Here is an 18,128-nt window from a genome sequence, read left to right on the forward strand (position 1 = left end):
GAGGTAAAAAATGACATCACCTATTTTACAAGTAAAAGATTTGTCTGTTTACTATAACAAAAAGAAGGCCTTAAACAATGTTTCTATGGAGTTTTATCCCAATGAAATCACTGCCTTAATTGGTCCTTCTGGTTCAGGAAAATCGACCCTTTTGCGTTCCATTAACCGCATGGGTGACTTGAACCCAGAAGTGACCTTGACAGGAGCGATTGACTACAATGGCAAGAACATCTATAGCCCACGTACTGACACGGTTGACCTCCGTAAAGAGATTGGTATGGTTTTCCAACAGCCAAACCCATTTCCAATGTCTATTTATGAGAATGTTGTCTATGGTTTGCGGATTAATGGGGTAAAAGATAAGGCTATCTTAGATGAAGCAGTTGAGAAATCCTTGATTGGCGCTTCCATCTGGAACGAAGTGAAAGATCGTTTGCATGATTCTGCCATTGGTTTATCAGGAGGTCAGCAACAGCGTGTCTGTGTAGCTCGTGTTTTGGCAACAAGTCCAAAGATTATCCTCTTGGATGAGCCAACATCTGCTCTTGACCCAATTTCCGCAGGGAAAATCGAAGATACCTTGTATGGCTTGAAGGACAAATATACTATGGTATTAGTAACACGTTCGATGCAACAAGCTTCACGGATTTCAGATCGAACAGGTTTCTTCCTGGATGGTGACTTGATTGAGTACAACAAAACCAAGGAAATGTTCTTGAATCCTGCCCACAAAGAAACTGAAGACTACATCACAGGTAAATTTGGATAAGCCTGTATTCCGCGTCCGACTGGACTGTCAAAAGGAGAAAAGATATGTTAAGAACACAATTTGAAACAGAATTGGACAAGTTGCACAATCAATTCTATGCAATGGGCAATGAAGTGGTAGTACAAATCAACAATGCCGTCCGTGCTTTTATCACTCATGACCGTGAATTGGCAAAAGAAGTCATCGAAGCTGACAAGAAAATCAACGAGTTTGAAATCAAGTTGGAGAAAAAATCACTTGAGATTATCGCCCTCCAACAACCTGTATCAACTGACCTTCGTACAGTTATCACCGTTTTGAAGGCAACCAGCGACATGGAGCGTATGGGCGACCATGCGGTGTCAATTGCAGAGGCAACCATTCGTATGAAGGGCGAAGTGCGTAGCCAGGTTGTTGAGGAAGAAATCAATAAAATGGGACGCGAAGCTCGTAAATTGGTAGAAGCAGCGCTTGATTTGTACTTGAACGATGCTGATGTGGAGCAAGCTTATGAAATTGCTGCTCATGATGAATTGATCAATGCTCATTATGATCGTATTCGTGATTTGGCAACAGAAGAAATCAAGAAGAATCCGGATGCATTGATTGCTGGTCGAGATTATTTCCAAGTGATTTCCTATTTGGAGCGTATCGGAGACTATGCTAAAAATATCTGCGAATGGGTTGTTTACCTTAAAACAGGTCATATTACTGAACTTTAAAAAGAGCCGAAAGGCTCTTTTTTTTACCTATAATTTTAGATTGATTTAAGTTAAGGCCAGTATAATTTTCCCATAAGCAAAGAAAGGTGGTGACAAAATGCAACAACTAAAATCAAATTATATTCGTGCCTTCCTGCTTATATCAGGATGTAAATTTCTCTTAGTCGCTCTTTTTATCATCACTCATCCAAGCTTAGCCGACTTTTTTGGTCAACTATATTCATAAGAAAAGAGGTATTTTCATTCATGTCAATCATTGAAAAAGCTAAGTCTCATCCGAAAACCTTGTTAGCTACTGTTGCGATTGCAAGTTTGACAGCTGGCTTTGCTGGTGGAATGGGTGTTGGGAAACTATCAACTGCAACTGCCCAATCAGCTTTGGCTAACCAAGCATTGCAGCAAGGAACTGTTCCGTCAGCTGGAGCAGAGCAAGGGATGATGCCTCCAGATCGTGCTGGAAGAGGTATGACTCCACCAGACCAAGCAGGTAGCAAGCTGACACAGCCAGATGTGACAAGTGGAGCAACAGAATCATCTACAACAACTAATCCTAATTCTTCCGATGCAGTAAATGCTTTAAAAGAAAAAAACCAGGAAATCAAGGCTCAGATTGAAAGCAGTAATCAGTAAGTAAATCTATTTATGAAATGTCAATTCCATGATATAATGAATTAGCACAACAATTCCAATCACAATGTTGAAGCCAACCAACTCAAAGTTGGTTGAACGGATTATACAAAGGGGAAAAGGTATGATAAAGATTTTGCTTGTAGAGGATGATCTTAGTTTATCCAACTCAGTATTTGATTTTTTAGATGATTTTGCAGATGTGATGCAAGTTTTTGATGGTGATGAAGGCTTGTATGAAGCCGAATCAGGTGTTTACGATTTGATTCTCCTTGACTTGATGTTACCAGAAAAAGATGGTTTTCAAGTATTGAAAGAACTGCGTGAAAAAGGAGTGACGACTCCAGTGCTGATTACGACTGCTAAGGAAAGTTTGGATGATAAGGGTCATGGTTTTGAATTGGGGGCCGATGATTATCTGACAAAACCATTCTACTTAGAAGAGCTAAAAATGCGGATTCAAGCCTTGCTCAAACGTTCTGGAAAATTTAATGAGAACATTCTGACTTATGGAGATATGACAGTGGATCTTTCGACCAATTCTACGCAGGTAGATGGAAAAGAGGTTGAACTTCTAGGGAAGGAATTTGATCTATTGGTTTATTTCTTGCAAAATCAAAACGTTATCTTACCAAAAACACAAATTTTTGACCGTATTTGGGGATTTGACAGTGACACAACCATCTCAGTTGTCGAAGTCTATGTGTCGAAAATTCGTAAAAAATTGAAAGGTTCAACATTTGGTGAGAATCTACAGACTCTCCGAAGTGTTGGTTACATTTTGAAAAATGTTGACTAAATCAAAAAAACTTTTTTCAACGGATAATTTTTCGTATTTTATCCGTTATTTTGCTGTTTTTACATTGATTTTCGTCTCGATGACCATCATGATTTTCCAAGTCATGCGCGCGACCATGTATCGCTCATCAGATGAAAATTTTCACCAAATTGCAAGTGACCCTGGCATGATTATGGGATTTGCCATGGCGAGGGGGCTTTCGCCAGATGTCGATGTAGTCTTTGAGCAACCCAATCAAGAATCTTCTACTACATCAAAGACGGACTCATCTGAAACGACTAGTTCTTCTTCAGAGCAGATTTTTACGCCTCACTATCAGCCACAGACAAAAATTCGTCTCAATACCAATTACCATATCATTCTGTTTGATGAGGAAGGTAATCGTTTGAATGCTGTCGATGATGTCTCAGGTCTTGCTGATGTTTCACTGAATACCAAGGATTTGAATCAAATTGAAGAAATAGAAGTGACTACGGCATTCGAGGATGTGGAATACTATCGGACGATGACGATTCAATTGGACAGTTCATCCTATGCGGCCTATTCCGATTTAGGGGTGGAGTATGCGACGATTTTATTCAATACGAGTCAAATTAAGTCTTCGATTGCATCCTATGAAACGACAGTAGTGGTTGTGATGATCAGTTTCTGGTTGATTTCGATATTTGCTAGTTTTTATCTAGCAAATCTGAGCATGCGTCCTATTTTGATTAGCTTTCAAAAGCAGAAGGATTTTGTAGAAAATGCCAGTCATGAGTTGAGAACGCCATTGGCTGTTTTACAGAATCGCTTAGAAAGTCTGTTTCGTCATCCAGAGGCAACTATTTTAGAAAGTAGTGAAAATATTGCATCCAGTTTAGAAGAAGTACGAAATATGCGCTTATTGACAACAAACTTGCTCAATCTTGCGCGCAGAGAAGACGGTCTGAAGCCTGATTTAACTGAAGTTGCTCCAGAATTTTTTGAAGATGTTTTTGAAAATTATGGCATTATTGCTGAAGAAAATGGCAAGGAATTGACCGTTACCAATCATGTTCATCAATTGGTGAAAACGGATAAGGTTCTTTTAAAACAACTGATGACCATATTATTTGACAATGCCATGAAATATTCCGATGAAGATGGGAAGATTGAATTGACAGTCTTTATTAGAGACCGCAATCTACACTTGCTTGTTTCTGATAATGGAATCGGTATTAGTGCAGAAGATAAGAAGAAAATCTTTGATCGTTTTTATCGAGTTGACAAGGCTCGTACACGTCAAAAAGGTGGGTTTGGACTTGGATTATCGCTTGCCAAACAAATTGTAGAGTCTTTAAAAGGTGATATTCAAGTGAGAGACAACCAACCAAAAGGAACAGTTTTTGAAGTGAAATTGCCACGATAAAATCAGCCAGTAAAGTATACTGGCTGATTTCTTTTGATTATGTGGCGGTAGAGCAGTAGAGCACTCATTATTGAAAAATAAAAAAAGCCCAAGGGCTCTTTCTATTAAGCAAGTTTTGATGCAAGACGTGCTTTATCGCGGCTCGCTTTGTTTTTGTGAATCAAACCTTTTGTTTCTGCTTTATCGATAGCTGAACTTGCAGCGCGGTAAAGCTCTTCAGAAGGGTTAGCTTCGAATGCTTTGATTGCAGTACGCATAGCTGATTTTTGAGCTGAGTTTTTCTCGTTTTGTTTAACGTTCAATTCAGCGCGTTTGATAGCTGATTTAATGTTTGCCAATGGTTTCACCTCCACCCTTTTCTGTACTAACTATACCATTATATCTGAAAATATTCTGTTTGACAAGAGAAATTTATTTTTTTAAGAAAATTTCATCGATTTCATGATTTTGCCCCTTGTGAAGGATAATGTCTGCACGATTTCGAGTCGGTTCGATGTAACGTACCAAATTGGCTAAGTTGATATTGGTCCAAGTGTCATGGGCAACAGCTAAAATCTGGGTAAAGGATAAGAGGGTAAAGCGATGATAGTAGTTGTTTGGATCGTTCTTCGCTCGAGAGAGTAGTTTTTGGAATCGTTCGATGTACCAATTTTCAATATCCTTGACATCAGCATCAACATAGATAGATAAATCAAAATAATCGCTAACATAAAGGCGCTGGTTTTGTGGATTTTGGAAGACATTGATTCCTTCAACGATTAAGAAATCAGGATTGGAAATCAATTGCCCTTGGTCGCTTACGATATCATAGACCTCATGGGAATAGACAGGAATTTGAACATCATCACCATTTTTTATGTGGTCCAAGAAATCGAGGAGCAGCTCCATATTGTAGGACTCTGGAAATCCTTTTCGGTTTAGAATACCTCGCTTTTCCAAAATGGCATTGGGATAAAGAAAACCGTCGGTTGTAACCATCTCTACCTTTGCATGTTTAAAGGTGCGTGTTAAAAGAATTTGAAGGAGTCGACTTGTAGTTGATTTTCCAACAGCAACGCTTCCTGAGATACCAATGATAAATGGTTGTGACTTGATTTTTTTCTGAAGAAAAAGACTTTTGGAAAAGGAAAGATCTTCACTTGCCTTTTTATGAATGCGGATTAGGTTGACAAGGGGGAGATATACATCTAAAACTTCTTGAAGGCTGATCTTATCATTGAAACTTTTAATTGAATTCAATTCTTCTTCTGTAAGAGGAACTGTTGTATTGCGATGAAGTTGTTGCCAGGTTTTGCGACTTATTTTTTCAAAATTTATAAATTCATTTTTCATAGCCTTATTGTAGCACGAATTTTCTGTCAAGTAAAACGCATGAAATCGGCCTTAGTAAGTAGGCTAAAACGCTTGTAAACGTTTTTAGTAAATGTTATAATAGGGACATGTCTAATATGTATTTCGAAAATAATCCCGATTTAGCACATGATATTCATGAACTCCAGGTCCAATTACTGGGACAGAACTTCAGATTACGAACTGATGCAGGTGTCTTTAGTAAGAAAATGGTTGATTATGGAAGTCAGGTGCTTTTAAGCGCCCTTGAAGTTGAAAAAGGAGCTCGATTATTAGACATTGGATGTGGCTACGGTCCATTGGGACTCAGTTTGGCAAAGGCCTACCAACTGGAAGTCACTATGGTGGATATTAACAACCGTGCGATTGAATTGGCAAAATGGAATGCAGAAAAAAATGGAGTCCAAGCAAACATCTTCCAATCTGATCTCTATCAAGCTGTTCAAGGGCAATTTGATGCTGTTATTTCTAATCCACCGATTCGAGCTGGTAAAGCTGTAGTTCACCAGGTTATCACAGGAGCTAAAGAGCACTTGAAATCAGGTGGACGACTGACAATTGTCATCCAGAAAAAGCAGGGAGCACCAAGTGCCAAAGCTAAGATGGAAGAAACCTATGGCAATTGTGAAATTATCAAAAAAGACAAAGGATACTATATCCTTGAAAGTGTGAAAGAATGAGAACAGTTGATTTAATTCAAAAAAAACGTGATGGCTTGGAATTAAGTACAGAAGAGATTCAATGGTTAATCAGTGGCTACGTTGATGGAAGTGTTCCAGATTATCAAATGTCAGCATTAGCGATGGCAATTTACTTCCGTGGCATGTCAACTAGAGAGATTTCAGATTTGACTATGGCTATGGTTCATTCAGGAGATGAGATTGACTTATCTGCTATTGCAGGTATCAAAGTTGATAAACATTCGACAGGTGGTGTGGGAGACAAGGTTACCTTGATATTAGCTCCGCTAGTTGCTAGTTTTGGCGTGCCAGTCGCAAAAATGAGTGGCCGTGGTTTAGGTCATACTGGCGGAACCTTGGATAAGTTGGAGTCTATCAAAGGCTACCAAATCGAAGTTGATCAAGAAGATTTTATCAAACAAGTTCAGGAAACAGGTATTGCAGTTATTGGCCAGTCAGATAACTTGGTTAAGGCAGATAAACTTCTTTATGCCCTTCGCGATGTGACGGCAACTGTAGATATTATTCCCTTGATTGCAAGTTCTGTTATGTCTAAGAAAATCGCTGCTGGAGCAGATGCCATTCTCTTAGATGTGACAGTTGGAGAAGGTGCCTTCATGAAAAATATCGAAGATGCTCGTATTCTCGCACAAACAATGGTGGATCTAGGTAAGGCAGTAGGTCGTAAAACAGTTGCAGTATTGACAGACATGTCTCAACCTGTTGGTCGGGCAATTGGTAACCGTCTCGAAATTTTAGAAGCTCTTGAGATTCTTCAAGGAAAGGGTCGAGAAGATGTTTCTGAGTTTATTTGTGAACTGGCTCAGATTATGCTCAGTCTTGCAAATGTAGAGAAATCACTTGAAGAAGTGCACCAACACCTTGTTAACGGTGCTGCCCTGAAGAAATTTGAGGAAATGGTTGTAGCTCAAGGTGGTGATTTGGACGATCTCTATCGTTCCGTTCAAGTTAGTCACCAAATAGATGTCCTGGCGGAAGAAGAAGGGTATATCGCAGCCCTTCCAGCCTTGGAATTTGGTTTATTCGCCATGAAACTAGGGGCAGGACGCGCCGTTAAAACGGATGAACTGGACTATGAAACTGGTATTGTCTTCCATAAAAAAGTGGGTGAAGCCGTAAGTCCTGGACAAGCGATTGCAACGATTTATGCAAATGAAAATATTTCGGAAAATATGCTTACAAATTTCCGAAAAAATGTTAGAATAGAATCAGAAAGTGTAAATACGAAAGAAATTCTAGAAATTATTTCGTAATGTACGGAGAATCACATGAAATTGAACAAATTTATTGACCACACTGTTTTAAAGCCTGAGACTAGCCAAGCACAAGTTGAACAGGTTTTAGCAGAAGCAAAGGAATATGATTTTGCAAGTGTCTGCATTAACCCAACTTGGGTGGCTTTCGCAGCTAAAGGTTTGAAAGACAGCGAAGTAAAAGTTTGTACGGTTATTGGCTTTCCTTTGGGAGCAAATACACCTGCTGTGAAGGCATTTGAAACCAAAGATGCTATTGCAAATGGTGCTGATGAAATCGATATGGTGATTAATATCGGCGCTCTGAAAGATAAAAATTACGACCTTGTTTTTGAAGACATCAAGGCAGTAGTAGATGCGAGCGGTGACAAACTTGTCAAAGTCATCATTGAAACGTGTTTATTGAGCGATGAAGAAAAGGTAAAAGCTTGTGAATTATCAAAAGAAGCTGGTGCTGATTTTGTGAAGACATCAACTGGTTTCTCAACTGGTGGTGCAACTGTTGAAGACGTTGCACTCATGAGAAAAACAGTTGGACCAGATATGGGTGTCAAAGCATCTGGAGGAGCTCGTTCTTATGAAGATGCGATCGCGTTCATTGAAGCAGGTGCAACTCGTATCGGCGCTTCATCTGGTGTTGCGATCATGAAGGGAGAAAAGGCGGATGGCGACTACTAATTTTATTGACAAACTAGTCGAAAATAGTCAGTTTGCTTATGTCCCTTATTCGCATTTTCCAGTTAGTGCTCTACTTGTGACCAAGTCTGGAAAAATCTATACTGGTGTTAATATTGAAAACGCTAGTTTTGGATTGACCAACTGTGCTGAGCGAACAGCCATCTTTAAAGCCGTTTCAGAAGGTGTTCTCGATTTCTCTGAAATTTTTATTTATGGTGAAACAGAACAGCCAATTTCCCCTTGTGGTGCTTGCCGTCAAGTGATGGCAGAATTTTTTAATCCTGATCTCAAAGTGACCTTGGTCGCTAAAGATAAATCGACAGTCGAGATGACAGTCGGGGAATTACTTCCATACTCTTTTACAGATCTTAACTAGATTTGTAAGCAGTCTTATGACTGAGAAACCATTGCATTGCAACTCGTGTTGCGAAAAAGAAATTTTTTTAGGAGGGTTCAGAAATGAACAAGAAACTTGTTGGTTTGGGTGTTGTATCACTCGCTGCGCTTACGCTTGCTGCTTGCGGTAGCCGTACTTCTAATAGCTCTTCAAGCGAATCATCTTCAGATTCAGCAGTAAAAGCTGCTATTGTTACTGACGTTGGTGGTGTTGATGACCGTTCATTTAACCAGTCAGCTTGGGAAGGTTTGACAGCTTGGGGTGAAGAAAATGGTCTTGCTGAAAATACAGACTACACTTACTTCCAATCTGCTAGCGAATCAGATTACGTAACAAACCTTGATTCAGCAGTTTCAGGTGGTTATAACTTGATCTTCGGTATCGGTTTTGCCTTGGAAAGTGCGATTGCTGAAGTTGCGCCAAACAACCCAGACACACACTATGTTATCGTTGACTCAGTAGTTCCTGACCAAGATAACGTTGTTAGTGTAGGTTTCGCTGACCATGAAGCTTCATACCTTGCAGGTGTGGCAGCAGCTAAATCAACTAAGACTAACCACATTGGTTTCATTGGTGGTATGGAAGGTGTGATTATCGACCGCTTTGAAGCTGGTTTCGTAGCTGGTGCAAAATCAGTTAACCCAGACATCAAAGTAACTGTTGACTATGCGGGTTCATTCGCAGACGCAGCGAAAGGTCAAACACTTGCAGCAGCTCAATATGCAGCAGGTGCTGACGTCATCTTCCACGCATCAGGTGGTACTGGTAACGGTGTATTCGCAGCAGCGAAAGCAGAAAACGAAACTCGTAACGAAGCAGATAAAGTTTGGGTTATCGGTGTAGACCGTGACCAATCTGCAGAAGGTGAATACACTTCTAAAGACGGTAAAGCTTCTAACTTCGTATTGGCTTCAACTTTGAAAGAAGTTGGTACATCTGTTAAAGATATCGCAAACAAAGCAATTGCAGGTGAATTCCCTGGTGGTGAAGTACTTCAATTCACACTTGCTGACGGTGGTGTAGAATTGGCTGAAACGAACCTTTCAACTGAAGCTTCAGAAGCTGTTGCAGCTGCTAAAAAAGCAATTTTGGATGGTTCTGTAACTGTTCCAGAAGCCCCATAATCTTTTACGAGATGAATTCCGAATCGGCGGCCGAACTCGGTCGCCCTTTTCGGAACTGAGAATTTTTCTCAGTAAAGCTTATCACTCTGTGGTAGGTTTTACTGACAAAAATGATAGTCAGAAAGGAACTAGATTATGACTAAGGATTATGTCATTGAAATGCGCAATATCACCAAAATTTTTGGTGAATTTGTAGCAAATGACCACATCAATTTACATGTCAAACGAGGAGAAATCCACGCCCTTCTTGGTGAAAATGGGGCTGGTAAATCTACTCTTATGAATATGCTAGCAGGTTTATTGGAGCCTACCAGCGGAGAAATTGCAATTAATGGACAAGTGGTATCCATCGATTCACCTTCTAAAGCAGCTCATTTAGGGATTGGTATGGTACACCAGCACTTTATGTTGGTGGACGCATTTACGGTTGCAGAAAACATTATTCTTGGTTCTGAAACAACCAAGGCTGGTGTGATTGATATTAAACAAGCTATTGCTGAAATCAAAGAATTGTCTGAACGTTACGGTTTGGAAGTGGATCCAACGGCAAAAGTTGCGGATATTTCTGTTGGTGCCCAACAGCGTGTCGAAATCCTCAAAACACTTTACCGTGGCGCAGACCTATTGATTTTCGATGAACCAACTGCGGTTTTGACTCCTGCGGAAATTACTGAGCTTCTTAAGATCATGAAGAAATTGATTGAAGAAGGCAAATCCATCATCTTGATTACCCACAAATTGGATGAAATTCGTGCCGTTGCGGATCGTGTAACTGTCATTCGCCGTGGTAAGTCTATCGAAACAGTTGAAGTTGCTGGTGCTACAAACCAGGACTTGGCTGAATGGATGGTAGGTCGTACCGTTTCCTTTAAAACAGAAAAAGTAGCATCAAATCCAAAAGAAGTGATTCTGGATATTAAAGACTTGGTGGTAAATGAAAACCGTGGAGTTCCTGCAGTTAAAGGTTTGAATCTTCAAGTGCGAGCAGGCGAAGTTGTCGGTATTGCAGGTATTGATGGTAACGGGCAAAGTGAATTGATCCAAGCTATCACAGGTTTACGTAAAGTAAAATCTGGCGAAATTCTCATCAAAGGAGAAAATATCGTCGGAAAAACACCTCGTAAGATCACAGAGATGCAAGTCAGCCATGTTCCTGAAGACCGCCATCGTGATGGCTTAGTCCTTCAAATGTCAGTTGCAGAGAATATTGCTTTGCAAACCTACTACAAGGAACCGAATTCGAAAAATGGTATCTTGAACTACGCGGAAATCAATGAAAAAGCCCGTCAGTTGATGGAGGAGTTTGATGTTCGCGGTGCAAGTGAATTGGTTCCTTCTAAAGCTTTGTCTGGTGGTAACCAGCAGAAAGCCATTATCGCTCGTGAAATCGACCGAAACCCAGATTTGCTCATCGTCAGTCAGCCAACACGTGGTTTGGACGTTGGTGCGATTGAATATATCCGTAAGCGCTTGATTGGAGAACGTGATAAAGGAAAGGCTGTCTTGGTTGTCAGCTTTGAATTAGATGAAATTTTAGATGTCTCAGACCGCATTGCTGTTATTCATGACGGGTCCATTCATGGTATTGTTGATCCTGCAACCACCAACAAGCAAGAGCTTGGTGTCTTAATGGCAGGCGGAAAACTAGAGAAGGGAGAAAGTCATGCCTAAGAAATTTCAAAATGTTGCCCTACCTTTACTAGCCGTTCTTTCAGGACTCTTGCTTGGGGCCATTATCATGCTTGTGTTTGGTTACGATCCAATTTGGGGTTATGAGGAGTTATTCTATTCTGCATTTGGTTCTGTAAAATCTATCGGTGAAATCTTCCGCGCTATGGCACCACTTGTTTTCACAGCCCTTGGTTTCGCAGTCGCTAGCCGAGCTGGTTTCTTCAACGTTGGTCTTTCTGGTCAAGCTCTTGTTGGCTGGGTATTCGCTGGATGGTTTGCTCTAGAAAATCCTGATATGTCACGTCCAGTTTTGATTCTTGCAACAGTTGTCATCTCAATGGTTGCAGGAGGTATTGCTGGAGCAATTCCAGGCATTCTTCGTGCTTACCTCGGGACTAGTGAAGTCATCGTAACTATCATGTTGAACTATATTCTTTTGTATTCATGTAACTATTTGATTCGTGATGTTTTTGCAGAAAATTTAATGAAAAATACTGACTCTACTGTCAACGTTTCAGCTAACGCTTCTTATCAAACAGAGTGGTTGCGTGCTTTAACAGAAAACTCTCGGATGAACCTAGGTATTTTCTTTGCTATTATTGCAGTTCTTGTGATTTGGTTCTTGTTAACCAAAACAACACTTGGTTTTGAAATTCGTTCGGTTGGTTTGAACCCAACGGCTTCGGATTATGCTGGTATGTCAGCAAAACGTACAATCATCCTATCAATGATTATCTCAGGTGCTCTTGCTGGTTTAGGAGGAGCAGTTCAAGGTTTGGGAACCTTCCAAAATGTCTATATTCAAGGTGGAAGTTTGGATATTGGTTTTGATGGTATGGCAGTTGCTTTGCTAGCTTCTAACTCTCCTCTTGGTATCCCATTTGCAGCCTTCCTATTTGGTGTCCTTTCAATCGGTGCTCCTGGTATGGTTCGTGCACAAATTCCTTCAGAGTTGATCAACGTTGTGACAGCTTCCATCATTTTCTTCATTGGTGTCAAATTCATTTTCGAACAATTATTGAAACCAAGAAACAAAGCGAAAGGAGCGAAATAAGATGAATACAACTATACTTGCTTTACTCGTTTCGCAAATGCTCATTTATTCCGCACCATTGATTTTCACAAGTTTGGGTGGTGTCTTCTCTGAAAGAGCCGGTATTGTTAACGTCGGTCTGGAAGGCATTATGGTTATTGGTGCCTTTGCAGGGGTTGTTTTCAACATCGAGTTTGCAGAAGTTTTTGGCAAATCCACTCCACTTTTGGCTATTTTGGTCGGTGGACTTGCTGGCTTGCTGTTTTCAATCATTCATGCTACAGCAACTATTTATTTCCGGGCAGACCACGTTGTTTCTGGTACGGTATTAAACCTTTTAGCGCCAGCTTTAGGGGTTTTCCTTGTCAAAGTCATTTATAACAAGGGTCAAACTGATAGCATTCGCGAGTCATTTGGTAAATTCTCTTTCCCAGTCTTGGCAGATATCCCTCTGATTGGAGATATTTTCTTCAAGAATACGAGTTTGATGGGGTATGTGGCTATTGCAACAGCTTTCCTTGCTTGGTTTATCTTGTATAAGACAAAATTTGGCTTGCGTTTGCGTTCGGTTGGTGAGCACCCACAAGCAGCTGATACTCTTGGTATCAATGTTTACCTCATGCGTTTCTCTGGTGTTATTATTGCCGGATTCTTAGGTGGAGTAGGTGGTGCTGTTAGTGCACAATCTGTAAACATCAACTTCTCAGCAACAACAATCGTTGGTTCAGGTTTCATTGCGCTGGCAGCGGTAATCTTTGGTAAATGGAACCCAATCGGTGCCATGTTGGCCAGCCTTTTCTTCGGTTTGTCACAAAGTTTGGCCGTTATTGGAAGCCAGTTACCAGGTTTGAAGGATATTCCAACTGTTTATCTTCAAATCGCACCATATCTCATTACAGTAGTTGCTCTCTCAGCTTTCTTTGGAAAAGCAGTAGCACCTAAAGCCGACGGCGTCAACTATATCAAATCGAAGTAATAAAAAGGTCCAGTGGACCTTTTTATCATGAGCTTGGAAATATGAAAGCGAATTTACAACTTCAAAGGGTTGTTTTTTCACGAGCATGAAAATACGAACGCGAATTAAGGTCTGGTGGATTGAAACAGTTCAGTGAACTGTTTCAACCCGAGCCTAGAAATGAAAAAGCGAGGTAGAGCCTGGGGATAGGCTCTTTCAACCCGAGCCTAGAAATGAAAAAGCGAGGTAGAGCCTAGGGATAGGCTCTTTCAGCCCGAGCCTAGTAATGAAAAAGCGAGGTAGAGCCTAGGAATAGGCGCTTTCAGCCTGAGCCAAGAAATGAGATGGTGAGAAAGGAAAGAAGCTTAATAATAGAAAAGTGATATTTACCAAACCTTGAATGCGGAGGTACTTTCTGTCTATCGAACGATCCCTTTCTTAATTCTTTCACTTTCTTTATGCTATACTAAATTTATACATTTTCAAACGGAGGATACAAAATGCGACGCTTAGTCTTGAATATTGCCATGAGTTTGGACGGTTTTATCGCTCGTACAGACGGTACTTATGATTGGATAGAGGGGCATGGAACAGCTCAATATGACACTGCCCTTCAATTCGATAATCCTGAATTTTTCAGCGGTTGCCATACGGTCATTATGGGACGAAAATCACTGGAAGACTGCCCTCTGGAGATGATTGAAGGATATCAGGATAAAGAGTTTATCATTGCCAGCCGTGCTGAACAGAATGATTATGAAAATGTTCGATTTGTGCAGGACATTGTTGAAGAAATTGAGCGATTGCGAACTGAAGAAGGTGGTGATATTTGGCTTTTTGGTGGAGCAGGGCTGGTGCAGACTTGTTTGGAAGCCAAATTAATTGATCATTTTATCATCGGCATTATTCCGACAATCCTGGGAGAAGGGATTTCCCTTTTTGACAAACTGCCAGAGGAGCAGAAGCTGACCTTGGTGGAGTCAACGGTTACAGACGGGATTGCCATGTTGCGTTATGACGTGCGAGCATAGAAAAAAGGTGGACCAATGGTTCACCTTTTCATATTAGTTTTTAACACCAGCAGCGATTTCTGGGTTAGCGAAAGCATCGTCGATGATGTCTTTCAATTGTTTAGCAGATGCTTGCATTTTTTGCAATTCAGAATCGTTCAACGGGATATTTACTGGACGAACGATACCATGTGCACCGATGATAGCAGGTTGACCGATGAAGACATCTTCAACACCTTGGTATTGACCAGCTTGGTAAACTGACAATGGAAGTACTGCTTTTTCATCGTCAAAAATAGCTTTTGTGATACGAGCAAGTGCAACACCGATACCGTAGTAAGTAGCACCTTTTTTATTGATGATAGAGTAAGCAGCATCACGAACAGATACAAACAAGTCAACAAGACCTTGCTCATCGATGTCGCGATTGTCTTGCAACCAGTCGTACAATTTCACACCGGCAACGTTAGCGTGTGACCAAACTGCAAATTCAGAGTCACCGTGCTCACCCATAATGTAGGCATGAACTGAACGTGCGTCGATGCCAATTTTGTCAGCCAAGGCTTGACGGAAACGAGCTGAGTCAAGTGAAGTACCTGAACCGATAACACGTTCTTTAGGGAAACCGGAGAATTTCCAAGTAGAGTAAGTCAAGACATCAACTGGGTTAGCAGCAACAAGGAAAATACCGTTGAAGCCTGATTTAACGATTTCTGTAACGATTTGTTGGTTGATACGGAGGTTTTTCTCTACCAACTCAAGACGAGTTTCACCTGGTTTTTGTGGCAAACCTGCTGTCAATACAACCAAGTCTGCATCGTGAGCGTCAGAGTACTCAGCAGAGTAGATTTTTTTAGGCGAAGTGAAGGCCAATGCGTGGCTCAAATCTTCTGCGTCACCTTGTGTACGGTCTTTGTTGATATCGATAATACCCAATTCTTGACCAATACCTTGGTTAACAAGTGCGTAAGCATAAGCAGAACCTACGGCACCGTCACCGACAAGGATTACTTTTTTGTGTTGTTTAGTTGCAGTCATTTTCTAAACATCTCCTTAGTTTTATTGTGGGAATAATTCCCTAACAGATAACATTCTAGCACTTTTTGTGCCTTTTGTCACTTGTTAATCGGTCTTTGAAAATGTTTACATTGTCCACCATTATCAAGAAATTTAAGCCTATTTGTGATATAATAGACTAGATAAATACTGTGGAAAAGAGACTGATTGAATGCAGGATAAAAACCTAGTAAATGTAAATTTAACCAGTGAAATGAAGACGTCTTTCATTGACTATGCGATGAGTGTCATTGTTTCACGTGCCCTGCCAGATGTGCGTGATGGTCTCAAGCCTGTTCATCGCCGTATTTTGTACGGAATGAATGAGTTAGGGATTACACCAGATAAACCCCATAAGAAATCTGCCCGTATCACAGGGGATGTTATGGGTAAATACCATCCGCACGGGGATAAGGCCATTTATGACGCCATGGTTCGTATGGCGCAGTGGTGGAGCTATCGCCATATGCTAGTTGATGGCCACGGAAACTTCGGTTCTATGGATGGTGATGGAGCTGCTGCCCAGCGTTATACAGAGGCTCGTATGAGCAAGATTGCTTTGGAAATGCTCCGTGATATTAACAAGAATACGGTAAACTATGCGGACAACTATGATGCTAGTGAGCGTGAGCCAGAAGTTCTACCGGCTCGCTTCCCTAATCTTTTGGTTAATGGTACGACTGGTATTGCCGTTGGTATGGCGACCAACATTCCGCCACATAACTTGGGCGAAACCATCGAAGCTGTGAAGCTGGTGATGGACAATCCAGAGGTAACAACTCGGGAAATCATGGAAGTCCTTCCTGGGCCAGACTTTCCAACTGGTGCCTTGGTCATGGGGAAATCAGGTATCCACCGTGCCTATGAGACAGGTAATGGCTCTATTACCCTTCGTTCACGTACAGAAATCGAAGAGTATGGAAACGGCCGTGAGCGTATTGTCGTTACTGAGTTTCCATACATGGTTAACAAGTCCAAGGTTCAAGAACATATTGTCAAATTGGTGCAAGAGAAGCGCATAGATGGAATTACGGCTGTTCGGGACGAATCCAACCGCGAGGGTGTGCGTTTTGTCATCGAAGTTCGTCGCGATGCTTCAGCCAATGTCATTTTGAATAATCTCTTCAAGCAAACCCAGTTGCAGACTAATTTCAGTTTCAATATGTTGGCCATCCAAAACGGGGTGCCGAAAATTCTTTCTGTCCGTCAGATTTTAGAATCCTATATTGAACACCAGAAGGAAGTAGTCACTCGTCGTACGCAATTCGATAAAGAAAAAGCAGAAGCGCGTGCTCATATCTTGGAAGGCTTGCTGATTGCCCTTGACCATATCGACGAAGTGATTCGTATTATCCGCAATTCAGAAACGGACGCTATTGCCCAGGCTGAGTTGATGGAGAAATTCAACCTATCTGAGCGTCAAAGTCAAGCTATTCTGGACATGCGTCTACGTCGTTTGACAGGATTGGAACGTGATAAGATTCAGTCAGAGTACGATGATTTGGTTGCATTGATTGCAGATTTGGCGGATATTCTTGCCAAACCAGGACGTGTCGTTTTGATTATCAAGGAAGAATTGGAAGAAGTCAAACGTAAGTATGCAGATCCACGCCGTACAGAATTGATGGTTGGCGAAGTTCTCTCGCTTGAAGATGAAGATTTAATCGAAGAAGCGGACGTATTGATTACCTTGTCAAATCAAGGCTATATTAAACGTTTATCGCAAGATGAATTTCAAGCACAAAAACGTGGAGGTCGTGGCGTACAGGGGACAGGTGTCAAAGATGATGATTTTGTCCGTGAATTAGTATCGACCAGCACCCATGACCGTCTCTTGTTCTTCACCAATAAAGGTCGTGTTTACCGACTCAAGGGTTATGAAATTCCAGAATACGGTCGAACAGCGAAAGGTTTGCCAATTGTCAACCTCTTAAAACTAGAAGAAAACGAGTCTATTCAGACCATCATTAACGTTACTAAGTATCAAGAAGCAGACCACTATCTCTTCTTTGCAACGCGTCAAGGTTTGGTTAAGCGAACTAGTGTGTCAGAATTTGGCAATATCCGTCAAAATGGTCTCAAGGCTTTGAACTTGAAAGATGATGATGAGCTGATCAATGTTTTCCTAACAGATGGTCAAGCAGACATCATCATGGGAACCAAGTTTGGCTATTCGGTACGTTTTACGGAAACTGCCGTTCGAAATATGGGACGCACAGCAACGGGTGTTCGAGGTATTACCTTACGTGACCAAGACCATGTTGTTAATGCAACAGTCGTTTCAGAAGACCAAGAAGTTCTGGTCTTGACAGAAAATGGTTACGGGAAACGAACTCCAGCCAGCGAATACCCAACAAAAGGCCGTGGCGGTAAAGGGATGAAGACTCTAAAAGTTGCAGAGAAAAACGGCTACCTTGCTGGTCTGACCACAGTTAATGGAGATGAAGATATCATGGTCATTACAGACACAGGTGTCATTATCCGAACCAGTGTAGCCAATATCTCGCAAACTGGCCGTTCGACCATGGGTGTTAAAGTCATGCGATTGGACCAAGATGCACACATTATGACTTTTGCCTTGGTAGACGCAGCTGATGAAAAGGAAACTGAGGAATAA

18 protein-coding genes are annotated in these 18,128 nt (G+C 41.2%); 15 read left to right on the forward strand and 3 right to left on the reverse strand.

Going from position 1 to position 18,128, the window contains the following annotated elements; translation table 11 throughout:
• Positions 1 to 10: 10 nt before the first annotated feature.
• The 5 genes from pstB (at position 11) to J5566_RS00260 (ending at position 4,283) form a co-directional block, all read left to right on the forward strand.
• The gene (gene pstB / locus J5566_RS00240; protein ID WP_158455087.1) at positions 11 to 769 is read left to right on the forward strand and encodes a phosphate ABC transporter ATP-binding protein PstB; all 759 of its coding nucleotides are present in this window, start codon (positions 11 to 13) and stop codon (positions 767 to 769) included.
• A 44-nt stretch (positions 770 to 813) separates the two neighbouring features.
• Positions 814 to 1,470 carry a phosphate signaling complex protein PhoU gene (gene phoU, locus J5566_RS00245; protein WP_208561595.1) on the forward strand — a complete coding sequence of 219 codons (657 nt, stop codon included), beginning with the start codon at positions 814 to 816 and terminating at the stop codon, positions 1,468 to 1,470.
• A 246-nt stretch (positions 1,471 to 1,716) separates the two neighbouring features.
• On the forward strand, positions 1,717 to 2,100 hold the full coding sequence (locus tag J5566_RS00250) for a hypothetical protein (protein ID WP_208561596.1): 384 nt from the start codon (positions 1,717 to 1,719) through the stop codon (positions 2,098 to 2,100).
• A gap of 121 nt (positions 2,101 to 2,221) precedes the next feature.
• Entirely contained in the window at positions 2,222 to 2,896 is a 675-nt protein-coding gene (locus J5566_RS00255) for a response regulator transcription factor (protein WP_208561597.1), read from the forward strand.
• Positions 2,886 to 4,283, forward strand: a complete 1,398-nt coding sequence (locus tag J5566_RS00260; protein WP_208561598.1) for a sensor histidine kinase — start codon at positions 2,886 to 2,888, stop codon at positions 4,281 to 4,283. Before J5566_RS00255 ends, J5566_RS00260 begins: the two co-directional genes overlap by 11 nt.
• 104 nt (positions 4,284 to 4,387) lie before the next feature.
• Here J5566_RS00260 and rpsT read toward each other — a convergent pair whose 3' ends face one another.
• Complete coding sequence (gene rpsT / locus J5566_RS00265; protein ID WP_187321597.1) at positions 4,388 to 4,636, reverse strand: 30S ribosomal protein S20; 249 nt, start codon at positions 4,634 to 4,636, stop codon at positions 4,388 to 4,390.
• A gap of 58 nt (positions 4,637 to 4,694) precedes the next feature.
• On the reverse strand, positions 4,695 to 5,615 hold the full coding sequence (gene coaA, locus J5566_RS00270) for a type I pantothenate kinase (protein WP_208561599.1): 921 nt from the start codon (positions 5,613 to 5,615) through the stop codon (positions 4,695 to 4,697).
• Positions 5,616 to 5,722: 107 nt separating this feature from the next.
• Between coaA and J5566_RS00275 the strand changes: the two genes are divergently transcribed.
• From J5566_RS00275 to J5566_RS00315, 9 genes are all read left to right on the forward strand, one after another.
• Positions 5,723 to 6,313, forward strand: a complete 591-nt coding sequence (locus J5566_RS00275; RefSeq protein WP_208561600.1) for a class I SAM-dependent methyltransferase — start codon at positions 5,723 to 5,725, stop codon at positions 6,311 to 6,313.
• Positions 6,310 to 7,587, forward strand: coding sequence for a pyrimidine-nucleoside phosphorylase (locus J5566_RS00280; protein ID WP_208561601.1), 1,278 nt, complete (start codon positions 6,310 to 6,312; stop codon positions 7,585 to 7,587). The genes J5566_RS00275 and J5566_RS00280 overlap by 4 nt, the downstream gene beginning before the upstream one ends.
• Before the next feature lie 15 nt (positions 7,588 to 7,602).
• Positions 7,603 to 8,265, forward strand: coding sequence for a deoxyribose-phosphate aldolase (gene deoC, locus J5566_RS00285; RefSeq protein WP_208561602.1), 663 nt, complete (start codon positions 7,603 to 7,605; stop codon positions 8,263 to 8,265).
• Positions 8,252 to 8,641: a cytidine deaminase gene (locus J5566_RS00290; RefSeq protein WP_208561603.1), complete on the forward strand. Its 390-nt coding sequence runs from the start codon at positions 8,252 to 8,254 to the stop codon at positions 8,639 to 8,641. The genes deoC and J5566_RS00290 overlap by 14 nt, the downstream gene beginning before the upstream one ends.
• A gap of 83 nt (positions 8,642 to 8,724) precedes the next feature.
• Positions 8,725 to 9,786 carry a BMP family lipoprotein gene (locus tag J5566_RS00295; RefSeq protein ID WP_208561604.1) on the forward strand — a complete coding sequence of 354 codons (1,062 nt, stop codon included), beginning with the start codon at positions 8,725 to 8,727 and terminating at the stop codon, positions 9,784 to 9,786.
• Positions 9,787 to 9,921: 135 nt separating this feature from the next.
• Entirely contained in the window at positions 9,922 to 11,457 is a 1,536-nt protein-coding gene (locus J5566_RS00300; RefSeq protein ID WP_208561605.1) for an ABC transporter ATP-binding protein, read from the forward strand.
• Positions 11,450 to 12,511: an ABC transporter permease gene (locus J5566_RS00305; RefSeq protein WP_208561606.1), complete on the forward strand. Its 1,062-nt coding sequence runs from the start codon at positions 11,450 to 11,452 to the stop codon at positions 12,509 to 12,511. The genes J5566_RS00300 and J5566_RS00305 overlap by 8 nt, the downstream gene beginning before the upstream one ends.
• Position 12,512: 1 nt before the next feature.
• Positions 12,513 to 13,466, forward strand: a complete 954-nt coding sequence (locus J5566_RS00310) for an ABC transporter permease (protein WP_158455046.1) — start codon at positions 12,513 to 12,515, stop codon at positions 13,464 to 13,466.
• Positions 13,467 to 13,945: 479 nt separating this feature from the next.
• On the forward strand, positions 13,946 to 14,476 hold the full coding sequence (locus J5566_RS00315) for a dihydrofolate reductase family protein (protein ID WP_208561607.1): 531 nt from the start codon (positions 13,946 to 13,948) through the stop codon (positions 14,474 to 14,476).
• A 33-nt stretch (positions 14,477 to 14,509) separates the two neighbouring features.
• On the opposite strand, the gene J5566_RS00320 is transcribed toward J5566_RS00315, so the two are convergent.
• On the reverse strand, positions 14,510 to 15,493 hold the full coding sequence (locus J5566_RS00320) for an L-lactate dehydrogenase (protein WP_208561608.1): 984 nt from the start codon (positions 15,491 to 15,493) through the stop codon (positions 14,510 to 14,512).
• A gap of 190 nt (positions 15,494 to 15,683) precedes the next feature.
• Here J5566_RS00320 and gyrA point away from each other — a divergent pair, with 190 nt between their 5' ends.
• Entirely contained in the window at positions 15,684 to 18,128 is a 2,445-nt protein-coding gene (gene gyrA, locus J5566_RS00325; RefSeq protein WP_208561609.1) for a DNA gyrase subunit A, read from the forward strand.

The organism is Streptococcus suis (genome assembly GCF_017601095.1).
GTDB classification, from domain to species: Bacteria; Bacillota; Bacilli; order Lactobacillales; family Streptococcaceae; genus Streptococcus; species Streptococcus suis_Z.